Genomic DNA, 16861 nt, shown 5'->3' with positions numbered 1-16861 from the left:
TATACAAAGAGAGAAAGAGGCGATTTTTGTAAGGCCGTTTTAAAAGGATAAAACCCGGCGGTCAAGCAGGAATCAAATCATCTTTCAAGAAATTTATATATGGAACATTTATATTTTTCAAAAAACATAAGGAGGATGAGGCCATGAGCGTCAAACTTTCCGGTTACAAAGCCCCCAACACGGAAGGCAGCCTGCTTCACTACAAACCCCGGTATGAAAACTTTATCGGCGGCGAGTGGGTGCCTCCGGTAAACGGCGAGTATTTTGACAACCCGTCTCCGGTTGACGGCAAGGTGTTCACCAAAGTTCCGCGTTCACAAAAAGAAGATATCGAACTGGCTTTGGACAAAGCGCACCAAGCCAGGGAAAAATGGGCCAACACCCCGCCTGCCAAGCGAAGCAAAATCCTCCTTAAAATTGCCGACCGGATTGAAGCCAACAAAGAAAAACTGGCACTTTCGGAAACATGGGACAACGGAAAACCCATCCGTGAAGCACTGGCGGCAGACATCCCGCTTGCTGTTGACCATTTCCGGTATTTCGCCGGCGTCATCCGCGGAGAAGAAGGCAGCGTTTCCGAAATTGACGCCAAAACGCTTTCGGTTCACATCAAGGAACCGATCGGTGTGGTCGGACAAATCATCCCTTGGAACTTCCCCTTGTTGATGGCCGCATGGAAACTGGCACCGGCACTGGCCGCAGGAAACTGTGTCGTACTGAAACCCGCTGAACAAACGCCCGTCACCGTCCTGTTATTTGCAGAGTTGATTCAAGATTTGCTTCCTCCCGGCGTCCTCAATATTGTAAACGGTTTCGGTCCCGAGGCCGGCCAAGCGCTTGCCACCTCCCCGCGGATCGGAAAAATCGCTTTCACCGGCGAAACAACCACGGGCCGGTTTATTATGCAATATGCTTCTGAAAACATCATTCCGGTCACGCTGGAGTTGGGCGGAAAATCCCCCAATATTTTTACGGAAAGCGTCATGCGGCAAGATGACAGCTTCTTGGAAAAAGCCATCGAAGGATTTACCATGTTCGCGTTAAACCAAGGGGAAGTCTGCACCTGTCCGTCCCGTGCCCTGATCCAGGAATCGATCTATGAAGAATTCATGGATCGGGCCCTCGAGCGGGTGCGCAAAATCAAAATGGGGGATCCCTTGCATCCGGAAACGATGATGGGGGCACAGGCTTCATCGGATCAATTTCAAAAAATCCTGAGCTATCTCGAATTGGGGCGTGAAGAAGGGGCACAATGCCTGACCGGCGGAAAGCCGTATGACAACCCGAAATATCCGGACGGCTTTTATATTGAACCGACCGTCTTTGTCGGAAACAACAAAATGCGCATTTTCCAAGAAGAAATTTTCGGGCCGGTTGTTTCCGTCACCACATTTAAAGATGAACAGGAACTGTTGGAAATTGCCAATGACACGCTCTATGGCCTGGGAGCCGGATTGTGGACCCGAGACGTTCACCAAGCTTACCAGATCGCCCGGAAAATTGAAGCCGGCCGCGTGTGGGTGAACTGTTACCACGTCTACCCTGCACACGCTGCCTTCGGCGGATACAAACAATCCGGGATCGGGCGGGAAACCCACAAAATGATGTTGGAACACTACCAGCAAACCAAAAACATGCTGATCTCCTACGATCAAAACCCCACCGGATTGTTTTAAGGTGACCGGAATGAAACAAGTGGAGCGGGTGTCTGTGACGGAAGAAGCCGCCAAAGTGATTGAGGCTTTGCGGAAAGAACATGGCGATTTAATGTTTCACCAAAGCGGCGGTTGTTGTGACGGATCTTCCCCGATGTGTTTCAAAGCGGGAACCTTCCGGGTCGGAGCCAACGATGTCTACCTCGGGGATGTGGCCGGTTGCCCTTTTTATATGTCCCGGGCCCAATATGAATACTGGAAACACACCCACCTGACCATCGATGTCACCAAAGGCCGCGGTGCGTCTTTCTCCCTGGAAATCCCGCTCGGGGTCCGGTTTATCATTCGTTCCCGTTTGTTTACCGAAGAAGAGCAAAAACAATTGGGACTCCTTTAAACGAAAACCCCCTGCTCATGCAGGGGGTTCACTCTGTCTCTTTATTTTTGAATAAATAATTGTGTCCAATAAGTGCCGTAATCTCCACCTTGAACATAACCGATTCCAATATGGGTAAAATCAGGATTCAAGATATTGGCCCGGTGTCCTTCACTGTTCATCCAGCCGTCCATCACTTCTTCCGCCGTTTTTTGTCCCGCCGCAATATTTTCTCCGGCCGCTTTAAAATCAATGCCTTGCTGTTTCATCATTTCAAAAGGAGAACCGTAGGTCGGGGATTGATGGTCAAAATAATGATGATCCCTCATGTCCTTGGATTTCATGTCCGCTGCTTTGGAAACCGCGGCATCCAGTTGCAACGGTTTCAAGCCGTGCTTTTCCCGTTCCTGATTCACCAAGGTCAAAACCTCTTTTTCAACGGGCAGAATCTCTGCATTTTGATCACCGGTTGCCGCTGCAGAAGACGGTTGCGTTTCCCGGACTGCCTCCTGTGGTTGCAACGTCTCCTTGGGATCGGCTTGATTTTGGTTTCCCAAAAACCCCCAACCGGTAACCGTGGACAACAGTGCCGTCAATCCGGCGAGAATCAATTGAAAACTCATAATGCAACCCCTTTCCCTTCAACTTGCTTCACAGTCTAACATAAATCCGAAGCATTGAAATTGTAGAATATTGGAAAGGAGGTTCATTTCCGCTTCATCAATGCATCAAACCGGTGCGAACTCAATTCTTGTTCAGGTGTGATGAGCATGTTCAGGCTGATGGGGTATTCCCGGTCCTGATGTTCCACTTGCACGGCGATGTGGGCATCTTGCACTTTCCACAATGCCATCCGGATGCTGACATACTGGTCACGCGGAAAATGAGGATCCCAAAATTCCCCATAAAAAAAAGGAGCTCCCCAATTGGCCGACAAAAAGCGCACAACAACGTCCAAACTCCTCAACATTTCCATGGTTAATTCGTTCATCCGGTCATCACCGGGATCCTTCAGGATCTCATCCATTTCCCGGTATGTATCAATATCCAGCCATACCGATTGAATGCGCCCTTCCTTTTTCTCCAACAGAATGCGGGGATATCCGTCCAAATGATTGCAAAAACACACACCTTCTTCCTTTTCCCACATCATGCGATAATCCAAGAGTTCGGCTAGTACAGAGAATGAATGAACCATTTGCTCCTTATCCCAATCAAATTGAATACTTGGCAAATAGGAAGCAATCATTTGTAACTGGCGATGATGTTGTTCATTTAACATGATCCGGCTTCACCCTGTTTTCTAGTGTTCAAAATTCAAGCACCTTTGTATTTTAATTCAAAAACAATCATACAAAGATTATAATTATTTTTATATTAATTGATCAAGTATGGATCTACTACCTTTCTTTTCATCAAATCATGATGCTTTCAACCGGATCCATCCCCGTCACCTGACGGGGGAAAAATGTTAAAAAACCACAAGCATCCCGGGCAATCACCGGGACACACAGGGGAAGGAGGGGAAAAAACGGGAGCGGATAAAAAAATAAGCAAATGCGAAACATTCAAATATTGAGATATTAAAAAGAAAAAATGACAGGTAAAAAATCGGAAATTATCCTTCCTGATTATTGGAAACCTGTTTTTCCGTTTCCGGCTTCCATCGCCGGAGACTTACGGTCAAAATTTTCGAATGTTTGCGGATACAGTCAAGCGGCAGGATTTTCCGGCCATACGACGTATAAAAAAAGAGCAGGTCTTTGATTTATCACCTCTGGAGGTGGTACAACATGTTACGTCAATTTACCATCAAAGGATGGTTATATGAACATATCACTTTGACGTGGAAAGAAGGAGAATTATTCAGCGACTGTCCCGAAGTTTTGGAAGTGATTAAAAAACGAATTGAGGAACTGGAAGAGTTAAAAGCATTTATCTTCTGTCCCGAAACAAAACGTTTTTTTACCGAAAACTACCTGAAAAAGCCTTACTCCGCTTATTTGGTGTTAAAACATGTATTGGAGGAAGTTTATGAACTTCCGGACAAAGAAGAGGTCCTGCGGTTGGAAGACCAACCTTCTTCATCCACTCCTCTTCTCAGTTCATAACATGAAAGATGTCCCGTGAAGAGCGGGGCATCTTTCATGTACAGGTCAAACCACGCAAAAAAAAAGCTCCGCTTTTTCAAGCGGAGCTTTTTTCACGGGCCGATTCACACTTTGGTGCTGAGGGTCGGACTCGAACCGACACGGTGGTACACCCACCGCAGGATTTTAAGTCCTGTGCGTCTGCCAATTCCGCCACCCCAGCATGCTTGGTGCCGAAGGTGGGAGTCGAACCCACACTCCATAAAGGAACACGATTTTGAGTCGTGCGCGTCTGCCAATTCCGCCACTTCGGCTTGAGGTGAAAAATCATTATCGAATCGACAAAAAATATCATATCAGCAATAAGAATAAATGTCAACGATTTTTTTAAAACAGGTAAAAACAAAGAACGGTCAAAAACCCGTCATCAGCTTTTATGGGAGCTTTTCATCTTGAAAAAAACTTTTTCCAATTTCTTGCGTGCCAAAGCAAGTTCACGGAGGACGGCTTCTTCCGTCATCCATTCGGATAATGTCCCGGACCAGCCGCAGGACGGACACACCATTTTTTCTTCGAGCGGCCCGGAATGTAACGTTTTAAACTGTTCCCGGCACTCCCGGCATTGCAAACGATGGCTGACTGGCAACGGATCCGGTAAATAGTCCCTCATAAAAAAACTCCTTAATGAAACGTTTTTTGGAGACAATGAACGATGTTTGCTTTTTTCATATTAATCCTTCGAAAAACACTCAGGTTTTTCCTGCAACAATTTGCCAAGAATCATTTAAAAATCGTCTCTTGATGAGATATAATAAAATAGTTTCACAAAGGAATCGAAAACAACGCATGGATGAAATAGAACCGACACCGAATGGAAAGGATGACCAGGCATTGATACCGGCTGAACTCATGGCCAATTTTCCTCTTTGGGCATCTCTCACTGCCATTGTCTTGGCACAACTGTTAAAAGTCCCTTGGAATTTTTTTATCACGCATCATTGGGATTGGAACTGGATGGTCAGCTCCGGGGGCATGCCCAGTTCACACACTTCCGCTGTGACCGCACTGGCAACCTCCCTGGGAATCACGGAGGGATGGGATTCTTCCGCCTTTGCCATTGCAACCATCATCGGAATCATTGTGATGTACGATGCCACCGGTGTCCGCCGACAGGCCGGCATGCATGCCCAGGCTCTTAACCAGTTGGCTGACGACTTCGCTTTACTGTTGAAGGAACTCAGGAACATCAAAGAAAAGCCGACCTCGGAAACCCGGATCCGCTTGAAGGAAATCCTGGGCCATCAACCCATCGAAGTCTTTACCGGTGCCTGGTTGGGCATATTGGTTTCTGTCGCGATGTACTTTCTCTGGTATTAAGTGAAGCGGGACATTTAAACAATGCCCGCTTCAACATTTCCGAAGAAGCGCAATGCACTCAAAGGAGAGGATCAGGATGCGACTGGTTTCCATTTGTCCCAGCAATACGGAAATGCTTTATTTTCTGGGAGCGCACACATGGCTTGTCGGAATGGATGATTACTCGGACTGGCCCCCGTCCTGCCAACACCTTCCCCGCGTCGGTCCGGATTTAAATGTGGATATCGAAAAAATCAAAGCATTGAATCCGGATCTGGTGATCGCTTCCCTCAGTGTCCCGGGAATGGAGAAAAATATCGAAAGATTAAAACAAGAAAATCTCCCCTTTATCGTTTTGAACCCCAAAACCCTCCGGGATATTGCACAAGATTTGATCCGGCTCGGAGACGTCCTCGGCCTCCAAACCAAAGCGGAACAAACCTCCCGCCGGTTTACAGATCAAATCGAACGGCTCGAATCCCGGATTCCCGGCAAAGAAAAAAAGCCGCGCCTGTATTGGGAGTGGTGGCCAAAGCCGGTTTTCACCCCGGGCAGACGAAACTGGCTCACCGAGGTGAGTGAATTGGTCGGGGCCGTCAACATCTTTTCCGACATTGACAAAGAAAGCGTGCAGACGGATTGGGAAACCGTACGGGATAAAAAACCCGATTATATTTTGGTCGTCTGGACCGGGGTTCCGCTGAAGCGGATCAAAAAAGAAATGATCCAATCCCGTCCGCCCTGGCAAGGAACGCCGCTTTCAAAGGAGCAAAATATTTTTCTGTTGGACGAAGGATGGTATTGCCGACCCTCCCCCCGGATTTTGACCGGCCTTTACCATTTGGCGCACTTGTTATATCCGGAAACGTTTTCAACGCCGGATCCGGATCACCCTTTCCCCTTACAGGAGGAGTAAGGAACGGGGTTGCACTTTAATCCGGACCGGAGTCGTCCCCTTGACTTCCCCGTCAATATGATAAGGAAAAGATTCGGGTCCCGGTATTTCAATTTGTTGTGCCCTCTCAAACCGGATGACCGGGTGCCGGGTATGCCAACCGAAATAAGTTAATGGAAAAGCGCGAATAAACTGACCTTTGCTCAGATTTTGCACACAACACACATCCAAATATCCGTCTTGGGTGTCCGCCTGCGGACAAATCCGGATCCCTCCACCGTATTGGCGGATATTGGCCACGGACACCATCCAACATTTCTCCAGCCGATATTCTTTTCCGTCCATCTTCAGTGTCATGGACCGGGCTTTGTAAGAAAACAGGCATTTCATCGCTTCCATCCCGTATGAAAACGATCCGAACCACTTCTTTAAACCGGACCGGTTCACCCGATCCACCACACTGACATCAAATCCCACTCCTGTGGATCCGAACATGGGTTGTCCGTTCACGGTCGCCGTATCCACCAGTTCCGGTTGAAAATTCAAGATACGCGCCAGCGCTTTCTCCGGCCGGGAAGGGATGCCGTGGGCAAAAGCAAAATCATTTCCGGTTCCGGATGGAATAATCCCGAACGGAACCGCTCCGCCAATCAATCCGCTCCCGATCTCGTTCACCGTTCCGTCGCCGCCGATGGCAACCACCGCTTGCCACTTTTTCTGTTTGGCTCCATCAAGAATCTGAGAAGTCAGTTTCTCGTTTTGCTTCGTATGCCAGACTTCGTAAGCAACAGACCGGGCCTTGAGATATGTTTCCGCTTTTTCCCAGAAAACTTTCCCTTTTCCTTTACCTGATTCCGGATTCACCACAAATAAAATCATGTTCTCACCTTCTGTCCGAATGCATGCTAAAAAAAATCCAGGGTGCATCCCTGGTTTCTAGAACATCCGATATCCTTTTAAGCGCAACGTACGAATGGTAAAAATCCCGCCAAGGACTCCCAAAAAACCCGAAAAGAACAAGACAGCATTGACAATGGTAAAAATTTGCGTCACATCCCGCCCCACATACAAAACAACCCCGAAAAAAAGGGCGAGCGGCAACCAAGTAGTTTTTAAAATCATATTCAAAATAAAGCCCAATCCAAAAAATAAAACAAATAACAACGGAATGGAAATGATCAATTGGGCGAGCGTCACTTGAGTCATCGCCTCCAAATCGCAAAGTTCCCACTCATTTTACTGAATATCTTTCAGAAGGTCAACGATATAAAAAAACCCGCCAAACGCGGGTTCACTTCATTTTTTATCTTCTTTTCCGGTTCCGTGACAGGCATAACACTCTTCCGTACCGCCCAGCAAAAGCTCCAAATACCCTTTTCCGCTGCAATAATGGCAATTATTTTCCGACAGTTCCGACATAAATTTTTTCATGGAATCGCCCCCCTGTGGTATCAGTTTCAGAAATGATATAATATTCTAATCAAAATGAAAAATTCCATTCAGGAGCGGGAAACGCGTTCACACTCCATGTAAGCGATACCATCGGAATGATGCCTTTTCTTTCGGAAAATTGCTTTATTCCATAACAAAAAACCCTTCTTAAACAAGAAGGGTTTTTTGTAAAAATCATAAATGATTACAGTTTTCCTTTGCGAAGAACCAAAGAAACGCCACCCAACAAGAAGAGCCAGCGAAGATCAATGATTTTCTTCATGAACGCAGCTGTTCCGCCGGTCAATTTTTTATTTCCGACCACACCGATGGCCTCTTTTCTTCCCAGAGAAGCAACGGTTCCTTTCGGTTGATATTTAAACGGTTGGTCAAATTGACCCCCGCGAACCACTTTGGCCAATTGTTGGCCGAGATATTGGCCTTGCTGTGTGGAGATTTGGGCCGTCGGCGGGTAAGGACGCTCATTTTCACTTTCTCCCGGGAACACGAGGGAGCTGTCTCCCACGATAAACACATTCTCATGGCCGGGAGCACGCAGATATTCATCCACTTTCACACGGCCGCGCATTGTTTCAATGCCGGATTCTTCAACCAGTTTATTCCCGCGCACACCACCGGTCCAAACCACGGTGGCCGATTTGATTTCACGTCCGCCTTTCAGGATGACACCGTCTTTGGTGCACTCTTCGATCGGTGTGTTGACAATGAATTCAACACCTTTATTTTCCAAATATTTCACTGCATAGTCCACCAGTTCTTTGTCAAATCCCGGCAAAACTGTCGGTGCCGCTTCCACATTCACGATACGGACTTTTTCAAGCGGAATGTCATAATCCCGGCACAGTTCGGGCATGCGATCCACCAATTCGCCCACGTACTCAATTCCGGTGAATCCGGCTCCCCCGACCACGATCGTGATCAATTCTTCTTTTTTCTCAATGGCATATCGCGAGAACATGTATTCCATGTGTTCGCGAATCATGCGCACGCTGTTGATATTGCGAATAAAGAACGCATTTTCCAATAAACCTTTAATACCAAACGTTTCCGGTGCGCTTCCCAATCCAACCACCAGGTAGTCATATTGGATCGGGTCATTGTTTTCCAACAAAACCGTTTTTTCGTCCAACTTCATTCCGGTCACCCGGTCTTGGATAAAACGGATCCGGTTGGTGTCAATGACCGACGGGATCGAAACACGTGCGTGATCATGATGGGAAGTTCCTGCCGCCGGCTCATGCAATTTCGTCGTGATATAGTGGTAACTGTTTTGGTTGACCAGGGTAATTTCTGCTTCGTTCGCATTCAGATTTTTGGCCAATCCTTTGGCTGTCATCAGTCCGCCATACCCTGCTCCAAGGATCACGATTTTCGGTATACTCATCACAAATCACATCCATCTAAAGTATTATTTAGTATGATTGATTTCTCACAATCTGAAAAGGTTCGAACGCTTCGTGATCATTGAATCATGCCATTGATTATGATATTATTTTCACGAACTTTTAGCAAGAGCTTTTGTTCACATTTTCTCCACTTCATTTCAGTCTATCCGGCAAAAACGAATTGGTAAATTTTTTAAAGCTATGGATTCGATCATCACATCGTGTTATATGATTATTATATAATTTTCTCCATTTTCGCAATAATATTTTGGAGGTGCGCTTGTGACAACACAACAAGTTGAACAAAACATAACCGATATCATCGTGATCGGCGGAGGGCCAACCGGTCTCTTTGCTGCTTTTTACGCCGGAATGCGCCAAGCTTCCGTCAAGGTCATCGAAAGCCTGCCGCAATTGGGAGGCCAATTGTCTGCACTCTATCCGGAAAAATATATTTATGACATCGCCGGTTTTCCCAAAGTCACCGCCCAAAACCTGGTGGATAATCTGATTGAGCAAGCCGACCTTTTTCATCCCACCTATTGTTTGGATGAAAAGGTTTTACAAGTTCATAAAAAAGAAGAACGGTTATTTGAGGTTGTCACCCAAAAACAAGTGCATTTGGGTCGTTCCGTGATTATCACCGCAGGATGCGGAGCTTTTGAACCACGCAAATTGAAACTGCCGGAAGCCGAAAAATTTGAAAACACCCACATTCATTACTTTGTCAAAGACAAACGGCAGTTTGAAGGAAAAGATGTACTGATTGCCGGCGGGGGAGATTCCGCGGTGGATTGGGCTTTGATGTTGGAACCGGTCGCAAAAAGTGTGACCTTGATCCATCGCCGGGACAAATTCCGCGCTCATGAACACAGTGTCGAAAAAATGATGAATTCCGGCATCAGGGTGTTAACCCCGCGGGAAATTACCGCGATCGAAGGAGACACCCACATCGAAAAAGTGACGATTTCTGATAAAAAAAGCGGGGTTTCCGAGGAATTGAAAGTGGATGAAGTGATTGTCAGCTTTGGATTTGTCTCTTCCTTGGGGCCGATTCAAGAGTGGGGGCTTCATATCGAAAAAGGAGCCATCCTCGTCAATTCCAAAATGGAAACCAACATCCCCGGCATTTACGCCGCCGGCGATATTGCCACCTATGAAGGAAAAGTCAAACTGATCACCGTCGGTTTCGGGGAGGCTCCCATCGCCGTCAACCATGCCAAACAATACATCGATCCGGATGCCCGCGTTCAGCCTCAACACAGCTCCAATTTAAAATTGGACCGCTAAATGGTTGCATGATCCCTCCTTTGATTTGAAACGATAAAGATAAAATCAAAGGAGGGATTTTTTTGGGTACTCATTATGCTTGTCCCGTATGTAACGGGTTTTCCGCCCTCGAAGATCATCGTTGCCCCGGATGCGGGCATGTTTTGGAAGACAACGGTCGGTTGACCGATCTGTTCAGTGACTACAGCCCGTATCGTGAGATTGATGATCTGAAAATGACCGACGGGCTGACTGATCTGAAAACCCGTCAATGTCCCCATGCACTCACCTGTCCCGCTTGCGGGCATTCCAAAGTAATGATGGTGGATGAAATCCCGATATCCTGAAAAAAACCCATCTCACATGGAGACGGGTTTTTTTCAGCAATTCTCGTCGGGCCGGCCGGATTCCGTTGCCGTCCGGAATGAAGAGCCGCAACCGCAAGTCACCGTTGCATTCGGATTATCAATACTGAATCCGCCGCCCATGACGGTTTCTTTGTAATCAATCACCGTTCCCTTCAGCAACGGTTGGCTTCGTTGGTCGATCAAAATCCGGACACCGAACTGGTCCAGTTCCAGATCATTTTCTTTCTTTTCTTCATCAAATCCCATACTATATGAAAAACCGCTGCATCCGCCGTATTCCACGCCGACGCGCAGATAGAGATTTTCCGGATGCTCTTGCTCGCTCAACATATCTTTCACTTTTAAAGCGGCTTGTTCCGTCAATTTAATCACGGGGCATTCCCTCCTTCTCTTACAGTATACAAGGGAATCTTCCCCTGATACAACCAATGAGCTCAGATCGCTTCCATCATCGCCTGTTTGGATCGTTTTTTCGTTCTTTGCATCCGAAGCGGATAGATGATTTCATCTTCCCTTTGGTGAAGAATCGTTTCCTGTTCCCACAAATTATGCAGTTCATCGAGCTCCCGGCTCAGTTCATAAACGGCCGGATGATTCAAACCGAAACGATCCGCCGCTTCTTCCATGCGTTTTCTTGCTTTTTCCAACTGATCTTTTAACGCCGGACCCCCACTCATCTCATGACCTCCTCTTCCCTATCTTGACCCATCTCTCACAAAACAAGGCACATTTGTTCGAAATCTGCCAGTTATTTTCAGTATACAATGACAAAACTGAAAAGAAAAGCTGCATTTTTTACAAATTATTCAATTAAATATATTATTTAGACACATCTTCTTGTTATCTCCATCCTTTCCAAACTTTTTGAGACATCATGTAAAAAATTGTAAACCCCTTCCCTCCCGGGAAATTGACAAAATCCGGGCGGCCGGAAGATGCCTTCCCGCTTGTTTTCCAATGATTATCCTTTGTGGTAGAATAATATAAGTTCGATTGGTTATTTAGACATTCGAAATAATTTCAGATATCATTGGTTGTTTGTTTGATCAGTAATGAGAGGAGGAACCCTCCATGTCGTTAACCACCACGGTTTCAGACCGCAATTTGGATACGATTGTGGAGAAGGTGAAACACGGGGAACGCCTTACATTGGAAGACGGGCTCACCTTATACGAATCGCCGGACCTGCTCACCATCGGTCAATTGGCCAATGAAGTAAACAGGAGAAAGAACGGGGATCGTGTTTACTTTATCCAAAATATGTACTTAAACCCGACAAACGTTTGTGAAGCCAGATGTGCATTCTGCGCTTTCCGGCGGGATCCCGGGGAAGAAGGGGCTTACACCATGTCGCCCGAGGAATTGCTGGAACATGTCGGCGAGCGGTACACGGAAGGAATCCGGGAATTCCACATTGTCGGCGGACATAACCACACGGTGCCGTTTGACTATTATCTTGAAACGGTGGCCATCTTGAAAAAACACTATCCGCATGTGACCATTAAAGCTTACACGGCGGCCGAAGTGGAATTTTTCTCCCGCTTGTCCGGGCGTTCGGTCGAAACGGTCTTGAAAGAACTGATGGACGCCGGTGTCAGCTCCCTGACCGGCGGCGGTGCGGAAATCCTGACCGAGCGTTACCGCTTAAAAATGAGCCCTGACAAAGCAAGCACCGACGACTGGTTGAACGTCCACCGCACCGCGCACAAGCTGGGAATGAAAACACACAGCACCATGCTGTACGGATCGATTGAAACCAAGGAAGAACGGTTGATTCACATGATCCGCCTGCGTGAATTGCAAGACGAAACAAACGGCTTTTTGGTATTTATTCCCCTGGCGGTGCAACCCAAAAGCGTCAATGCTTCCATCAAACGCCGCACTTCGGCGATGGACGATCTGAAAACCATTGCCATCAGCCGGCTGATGCTGGATAATTTCCCGCATATCAAGGCGTATTTTATTAATATTGGAACACAGCTGGCCCAATTGGCCACACAATTTGGTTCTTCCGATCTGCACGGAACCCTGGTTCAGGAACGAATCAGCCATGCCGCCGGCGCTTTGACGCAACAAGCATTGACCAAAGACGAACTGATCTGGCTGATCAAAGGCGCCAACCGCACACCGGTCGAACGGGACACGTTCTACAACGAAATTGCGGTTTACTAAAAAAAGCATCCGGTTGTTTTAACCGGATGCTTTTTTTAATAACGAATTTCCATGTCTTCAATCTCCTCATAAATTTTCTTGAGAAGTTCTTTTCCGCTGTCTGCCGTGACGATTTCCCCGTTGACCAATGCATAGGGACCTTGCGCACAGATTCCGCAGTTTCCCAAACAGTCATACTCCAACACATCGATCCCCGGGTCTTTTTCCAGCTCGTTTTTTACGGCCAGCACTTCATCCGTCAAATTATTGATGCAAAACTCGACAAGAGGGATCATTTATATTCACTCCATCATGATTGACTTCATCTTTTGGTTGTTATTATATAACGATTCCATGATTTTTCCCATTTCCAGAAAAAAAAGCACTCCGGGTCATGGATTCACCCGGAGTTTGGTGCATTCTGATTTTCTTCTTTGATTAATTTCAGGCCGGTTTCTTTCATGACCCGGATCGTCTCCGATTGGCTCCATTGCCGGTCCTCGACAATTTCATCCGTAAAAACCAAAGTGGACAAGTCGTCCAAAATGTCATGGGAAGCTCTCGTTCCCAAGTTATTCTTTGCCTGGTTCAAATCCTGACGAAAAGCCTGGAAAAAAGCAAAGTACTTTCCGTTGTTTACATATTCGGGTTGATTGATGATGGATTCAATGTTTTGAAATTCGCTTTCCGGATGATCAAGCGGAGCCCCCCATTCCGGCCCGAACACATAATAGTGATCATGCTGATGCAGTGCGTCCAAAGATCTGGCAATCGCATCGAAATCTTCCCGTCGGAAAATCCCTTCATCCGGCTTGTCCAGCAAGGTTCCTTTCACCAGCTGTTCCCGATATTTTTCAATCGCTTGTTTTTCTTCAGGACTCAGCTGTTCCACATGACGAAAATCCATTAAAAAAAACAATATGGCTCCAATGATCAAAAAAGGAGTAAGTATTTGCAACAAACGCTTCATACCCATGCCTCCAACCCGTCTCCATTAGTCTGCACCAAAGCGAAAGGCTCCGTCCCGTCGTCCGTCAAACCCTCCTTCCATCTTGTTTTTACTCCGGTTCACCCGGATGCCTTGCACTCCCCCGTAATACATGCCCGTCGGTTTCACAATCACCTGATATCCTTTTTGTTCCAATTCTTTCTGGACATTGGCAGGCAACGCTCTTTCGACATAAACGATATTATCCTCCACGATAAACCGGGGGCGGTTGATGGCCGACTGGACCGGCAGATCATATTCCAAAATACGCAATACCACTTGTGTCAACACCGGCGTGATCCGGCTTCCCCCTGCACTTCCGATTCCCAAAACCGGGCGTCCGTTTTTGGCAAAAATGGTCGGAGCCGTATAACTGACGGGCCGTTTCCCCAATTGGGGACGATTGGGAGAGCTTTTGATGAGACTGAAGTTTTTTAACTGGTTGTTTAAGAAAAAGCCATCCACGTAAATCCCCGATCCGAAAAAGTTACTCAGGGTATTGGTGGCCGTCACCATGTTTCCGTCTTTATCGACAACCACAAAGTGGGTCGTATTGTCATGCTCCTCTTTATCCGCGAGCGAATCGGCCACGGTTTGATACTGGCTCGAAATTTGTTTGAGGTTGACATCCTTTGTTAATTGTTGAATATATTGATCCGCCAGCATCTCCTTTACCGGAACCTTGGCAAACTGCGGATCTCCCACGTTTTGGCGCCGCGCATGGTTCACCCTTTTGTCAATTTCCCCGAGCAAATGAATTTGATCGGCAGACAAGTCCCGGGTTTTGCCCACCTTGAGTTTGTCAGCCATTTTCAACGACTCGGCCAACATAATTCCTCCGGTTGGCGGAGAAGGGGTGATCATTTCATAGTTCCCGTATTTTACAACAAGCGGTTCTTTGACCAATGGCTGATACTTGTGTAAATCACTGACTTTCACGCCTTGGGATTTATTCTCGATATCTTTGGCGATCAAGCCTTCATAAAACGCTTTGGATCCGTCCTTTTGAATCGCCTTCAGTGTATTGGCCAGATCTTTTTGGACCAGCAAGCGGTGTGCCTGAATCGGTTCCCCGTCCGGGAACATGTGCTTCAGATCGTTGACCGGCAACCGGTATTTGGCCGCCTGTAAGCGGCTGTTTAAAATCGGGGTGACTTCAAACCCCTGTTCCGCCAGCTCTATTGAAGGTTGAATCAACTGCTCCATCGGCAATTTGCCGTATCGTTGATGAGCGAGTTCCATTCCTTTCACAAACCCCGGAACCCCCACTCCGTTATCCGGAATGATCCCGGTATATGGTGCCGTTTCCCGATAATCGATAACCACGGGGTCTTTCTCCTTGCTGTAAAAATCAATCAACATTGTTCCGCCGCCGCCAAGCCCCGATCCGTAAGGCTCAACGACTCCCAATGCATATCCGACGGCAATCGCCGCATCCACCGCATTGCCGCCTTGTTCCAAAATGCGCATCCCCACTTTGACCGCTTCCGGATGCGCCGCAGCCACTCCGTATTTATGCTTGTTCTTTTGGTCGACGGTTTGCTCAAAAGCTTTGGAATCATACTCATTGCTTTTATAAAAATAAGCAAAAATCGTACCGACAATCACAAAAACAGCCAAGATGACATGAAATTTCTTATTGTTCAACCTTTTTCCCTCCTTTCAGCCCGGGCGGAAGCGGAACCGTTCGGACAAGAATGTTGTTTTCCCGTTTCCATGTGCGATTCCACAGATTCGAATAAATCCTTTCTTGTGTCATTTGCATAAACACCCGCTCACGCCGGTACACCTGACTCCATCCCAAAAGCGGACGCGGTTGCCCTTCCCGGATCATTAACGGATAAATTTCCAACCGGGCTGTATCATTGTTTAACACCTTGTATTGCACCAGCACGCTTTCGCGGGTACGGGTCCAACCCTGATCAAACACAAAATTGCCCAAGCTGTAAAAAATCACGCCGTTTTTATACACCTCGACCGGTTCCAACACATGGGGATGATGGCCGACCACAAGATCCGCTCCGGCATCGATCAAAGCATGCCCCAGATCCCTCTGCCGCGGATGATTGCGGCTGTCATATTCCAATCCCCAATGCATATGTACAATCACCAAATCCGCATTTTGTTTGGCTTTGGCCACTTGCGGAAACCAAACATCCGGATCCGCCGGAGCGATTCCGGAGCGTTGATGTGTCGCGCGGAAATCGACCGGCATCACATCGGAAAAGCCCAAGGTGGCAATTTTTATCCCGTTGACGGTTTGATACACCACTTCAACGGCTTCGTCCAAATGACTGCCGGCCCCGACGGTCTCCACTCCGGCATCCCGAAAAGCTTTCAACGTATCCAACAACCCTTGTTTCCCATAATCCTTCATATGGTTGTTAGCCAGATTGACGGTGGAAAAACCTACTTTTTTCAATGCTTTGGCCGCTTCGGGTTTTGTGCTCAGATGAATAAATTTGTCCGCCTTGGGATAACCCCGCCGGTTTACGATGGGATTCTCAAAGTTTCCCGTCACATAATCCGAATACTGAAAATAAGGACGAACATAATGAAATAAATATTCATAGCCGTAGTTTTTGACGATCACATCCTCGATATGCCGTCCGAACATCATGTCCCCCACAAGCGTAACCGTCAGCCGGCTGTCGGGATCCTCCCGAACGGATACGGCTTTCACGCGATCCAAGACCGTCCATCCCGTCATCAACACAATAATGAGGAACAAAGCAATGTACGAATGGAACACGGCCTTTTTTTTCTCGCGTTTCAGATATCGTTGGAACCTCTGCCGATAAGTCAACATTTCCTCCATTCGTCCCTTCACGATGTAATCTTAACCAAAATCATTTTCAAATGGAAGAAAATTTCCT

21 protein-coding genes and 2 tRNA genes are annotated in these 16861 nt (G+C 47.1%); 8 read left to right on the top strand and 15 right to left on the bottom strand.

The window, feature by feature from the left end; translation table 11 throughout:
* The first annotated feature begins 143 nt into the window (after nucleotides 1-143).
* Both exaC and I8U21_RS05680 read left to right on the top strand, forming a co-directional pair.
* Nucleotides 144-1676: an acetaldehyde dehydrogenase ExaC gene (gene exaC, locus I8U21_RS05685; protein WP_198053464.1), complete on the top strand. Its 1533-nt coding sequence runs from the start codon at nucleotides 144-146 to the stop codon at nucleotides 1674-1676.
* A gap of 10 nt (nucleotides 1677-1686) precedes the next feature.
* Entirely contained in the window at nucleotides 1687-2052 is a 366-nt protein-coding gene (locus tag I8U21_RS05680) for a DUF779 domain-containing protein (RefSeq protein WP_198053463.1), read from the top strand.
* 41 nt (nucleotides 2053-2093) lie between these two features.
* Here the strand turns inward: I8U21_RS05680 and I8U21_RS05675 are convergent, their stop codons facing one another.
* Together I8U21_RS05675 and I8U21_RS05670 are read right to left on the bottom strand one after the other, a co-directional pair.
* On the bottom strand, nucleotides 2094-2654 hold the full coding sequence (locus tag I8U21_RS05675) for a CAP domain-containing protein (RefSeq protein ID WP_198053462.1): 561 nt from the start codon (nucleotides 2652-2654) through the stop codon (nucleotides 2094-2096).
* Between the two features lie 83 nt (nucleotides 2655-2737).
* Nucleotides 2738-3313, bottom strand: coding sequence for a hypothetical protein (locus tag I8U21_RS05670; protein ID WP_198053461.1), 576 nt, complete (start codon nucleotides 3311-3313; stop codon nucleotides 2738-2740).
* Nucleotides 3314-3824: 511 nt separating this feature from the next.
* Between I8U21_RS05670 and I8U21_RS05665 the strand changes: the two genes are divergently transcribed.
* A complete protein-coding gene (locus I8U21_RS05665; RefSeq protein WP_198053460.1) occupies nucleotides 3825-4142 on the top strand; it encodes a hypothetical protein in 318 nt (105 codons plus the stop codon).
* A gap of 112 nt (nucleotides 4143-4254) precedes the next feature.
* Here I8U21_RS05665 and I8U21_RS05660 read toward each other — a convergent pair.
* The 3 genes from I8U21_RS05660 to I8U21_RS05650 form a co-directional block, all read right to left on the bottom strand.
* Nucleotides 4255-4344: transfer RNA gene (locus I8U21_RS05660), tRNA-Leu, on the bottom strand.
* Between the two features lie 5 nt (nucleotides 4345-4349).
* Nucleotides 4350-4435: transfer RNA gene (locus I8U21_RS05655), tRNA-Leu, on the bottom strand.
* A 113-nt stretch (nucleotides 4436-4548) separates the two neighbouring features.
* Nucleotides 4549-4791 carry a hypothetical protein gene (locus I8U21_RS05650; RefSeq protein ID WP_181732656.1) on the bottom strand — a complete coding sequence of 81 codons (243 nt, stop codon included), beginning with the start codon at nucleotides 4789-4791 and terminating at the stop codon, nucleotides 4549-4551.
* Between the two features lie 176 nt (nucleotides 4792-4967).
* Between I8U21_RS05650 and I8U21_RS05645 the strand changes: the two genes are divergently transcribed.
* Together I8U21_RS05645 and I8U21_RS05640 are read left to right on the top strand one after the other, a co-directional pair.
* A complete protein-coding gene (locus I8U21_RS05645; protein ID WP_181732655.1) occupies nucleotides 4968-5498 on the top strand; it encodes a divergent PAP2 family protein in 531 nt (176 codons plus the stop codon).
* A gap of 76 nt (nucleotides 5499-5574) precedes the next feature.
* Nucleotides 5575-6393, top strand: coding sequence for a cobalamin-binding protein (locus I8U21_RS05640; protein WP_198053459.1), 819 nt, complete (start codon nucleotides 5575-5577; stop codon nucleotides 6391-6393).
* Here the strand turns inward: I8U21_RS05640 and I8U21_RS05635 are convergent.
* From I8U21_RS05635 to I8U21_RS05620, 4 genes are all read right to left on the bottom strand, one after another.
* Nucleotides 6379-7251, bottom strand: a complete 873-nt coding sequence (locus tag I8U21_RS05635; RefSeq protein ID WP_198053458.1) for a diacylglycerol/lipid kinase family protein — start codon at nucleotides 7249-7251, stop codon at nucleotides 6379-6381. The two genes, I8U21_RS05640 and I8U21_RS05635, sit on opposite strands and share 15 nt — an antisense overlap.
* A gap of 57 nt (nucleotides 7252-7308) precedes the next feature.
* On the bottom strand, nucleotides 7309-7578 hold the full coding sequence (locus I8U21_RS05630; protein WP_082240761.1) for a YuiB family protein: 270 nt from the start codon (nucleotides 7576-7578) through the stop codon (nucleotides 7309-7311).
* Between the two features lie 90 nt (nucleotides 7579-7668).
* Nucleotides 7669-7803: a YuiA family protein gene (locus tag I8U21_RS05625; protein WP_232337524.1), complete on the bottom strand. Its 135-nt coding sequence runs from the start codon at nucleotides 7801-7803 to the stop codon at nucleotides 7669-7671.
* Nucleotides 7804-8008: 205 nt separating this feature from the next.
* Nucleotides 8009-9208: an NAD(P)/FAD-dependent oxidoreductase gene (locus I8U21_RS05620; protein ID WP_198053457.1), complete on the bottom strand. Its 1200-nt coding sequence runs from the start codon at nucleotides 9206-9208 to the stop codon at nucleotides 8009-8011.
* Between the two features lie 283 nt (nucleotides 9209-9491).
* Between I8U21_RS05620 and I8U21_RS05615 the strand changes: the two genes are divergently transcribed.
* Nucleotides 9492-10499 (top strand): NAD(P)/FAD-dependent oxidoreductase, encoded by a 1008-nt coding sequence (locus I8U21_RS05615; protein ID WP_181732650.1) that lies wholly within the window; start codon nucleotides 9492-9494, stop codon nucleotides 10497-10499.
* Between the two features lie 62 nt (nucleotides 10500-10561).
* Entirely contained in the window at nucleotides 10562-10825 is a 264-nt protein-coding gene (locus tag I8U21_RS05610; protein ID WP_181732649.1) for a TFIIB-type zinc ribbon-containing protein, read from the top strand.
* Between the two features lie 33 nt (nucleotides 10826-10858).
* Here I8U21_RS05610 and I8U21_RS05605 read toward each other — a convergent pair whose 3' ends face one another.
* Complete coding sequence (locus I8U21_RS05605; RefSeq protein WP_181732648.1) at nucleotides 10859-11218, bottom strand: HesB/IscA family protein; 360 nt, start codon at nucleotides 11216-11218, stop codon at nucleotides 10859-10861.
* Between the two features lie 62 nt (nucleotides 11219-11280).
* Nucleotides 11281-11523 carry an aspartyl-phosphate phosphatase Spo0E family protein gene (locus I8U21_RS05600; RefSeq protein ID WP_181732647.1) on the bottom strand — a complete coding sequence of 81 codons (243 nt, stop codon included), beginning with the start codon at nucleotides 11521-11523 and terminating at the stop codon, nucleotides 11281-11283.
* 394 nt (nucleotides 11524-11917) lie between these two features.
* Between I8U21_RS05600 and mqnE the strand changes: the two genes are divergently transcribed.
* Nucleotides 11918-13018, top strand: a complete 1101-nt coding sequence (gene mqnE, locus I8U21_RS05595; RefSeq protein ID WP_181732646.1) for an aminofutalosine synthase MqnE — start codon at nucleotides 11918-11920, stop codon at nucleotides 13016-13018.
* Between the two features lie 35 nt (nucleotides 13019-13053).
* Here mqnE and I8U21_RS05590 read toward each other — a convergent pair whose 3' ends face one another.
* The 4 genes from I8U21_RS05590 to I8U21_RS05575 all read right to left on the bottom strand — a co-directional run bounded on the left by I8U21_RS05590 (nucleotide 13054) and on the right by I8U21_RS05575 (nucleotide 16794).
* Nucleotides 13054-13293 carry a DUF1450 domain-containing protein gene (locus I8U21_RS05590; protein ID WP_037997390.1) on the bottom strand — a complete coding sequence of 80 codons (240 nt, stop codon included), beginning with the start codon at nucleotides 13291-13293 and terminating at the stop codon, nucleotides 13054-13056.
* 104 nt (nucleotides 13294-13397) lie between these two features.
* On the bottom strand, nucleotides 13398-13967 hold the full coding sequence (locus tag I8U21_RS05585) for a hypothetical protein (protein WP_181732644.1): 570 nt from the start codon (nucleotides 13965-13967) through the stop codon (nucleotides 13398-13400).
* Between the two features lie 24 nt (nucleotides 13968-13991).
* Nucleotides 13992-15632 carry a gamma-glutamyltransferase gene (gene ggt, locus I8U21_RS05580; protein WP_198053456.1) on the bottom strand — a complete coding sequence of 547 codons (1641 nt, stop codon included), beginning with the start codon at nucleotides 15630-15632 and terminating at the stop codon, nucleotides 13992-13994.
* Nucleotides 15622-16794 (bottom strand): CapA family protein, encoded by a 1173-nt coding sequence (locus tag I8U21_RS05575; RefSeq protein ID WP_181732642.1) that lies wholly within the window; start codon nucleotides 16792-16794, stop codon nucleotides 15622-15624. Before I8U21_RS05575 ends, ggt begins: the two co-directional genes overlap by 11 nt.
* Between the last annotated feature and the right edge of the window lie 67 nt (nucleotides 16795-16861).

Source organism: Thermoactinomyces sp. CICC 23799 (assembly GCF_016055145.1).
Taxonomy (GTDB): domain Bacteria; phylum Bacillota; class Bacilli; order Thermoactinomycetales; family Thermoactinomycetaceae; genus Thermoactinomyces; species Thermoactinomyces intermedius.
Note: the sequence above shows the minus strand (reverse complement) of the source record. Positions and strands in the feature narration are given on the sequence as shown.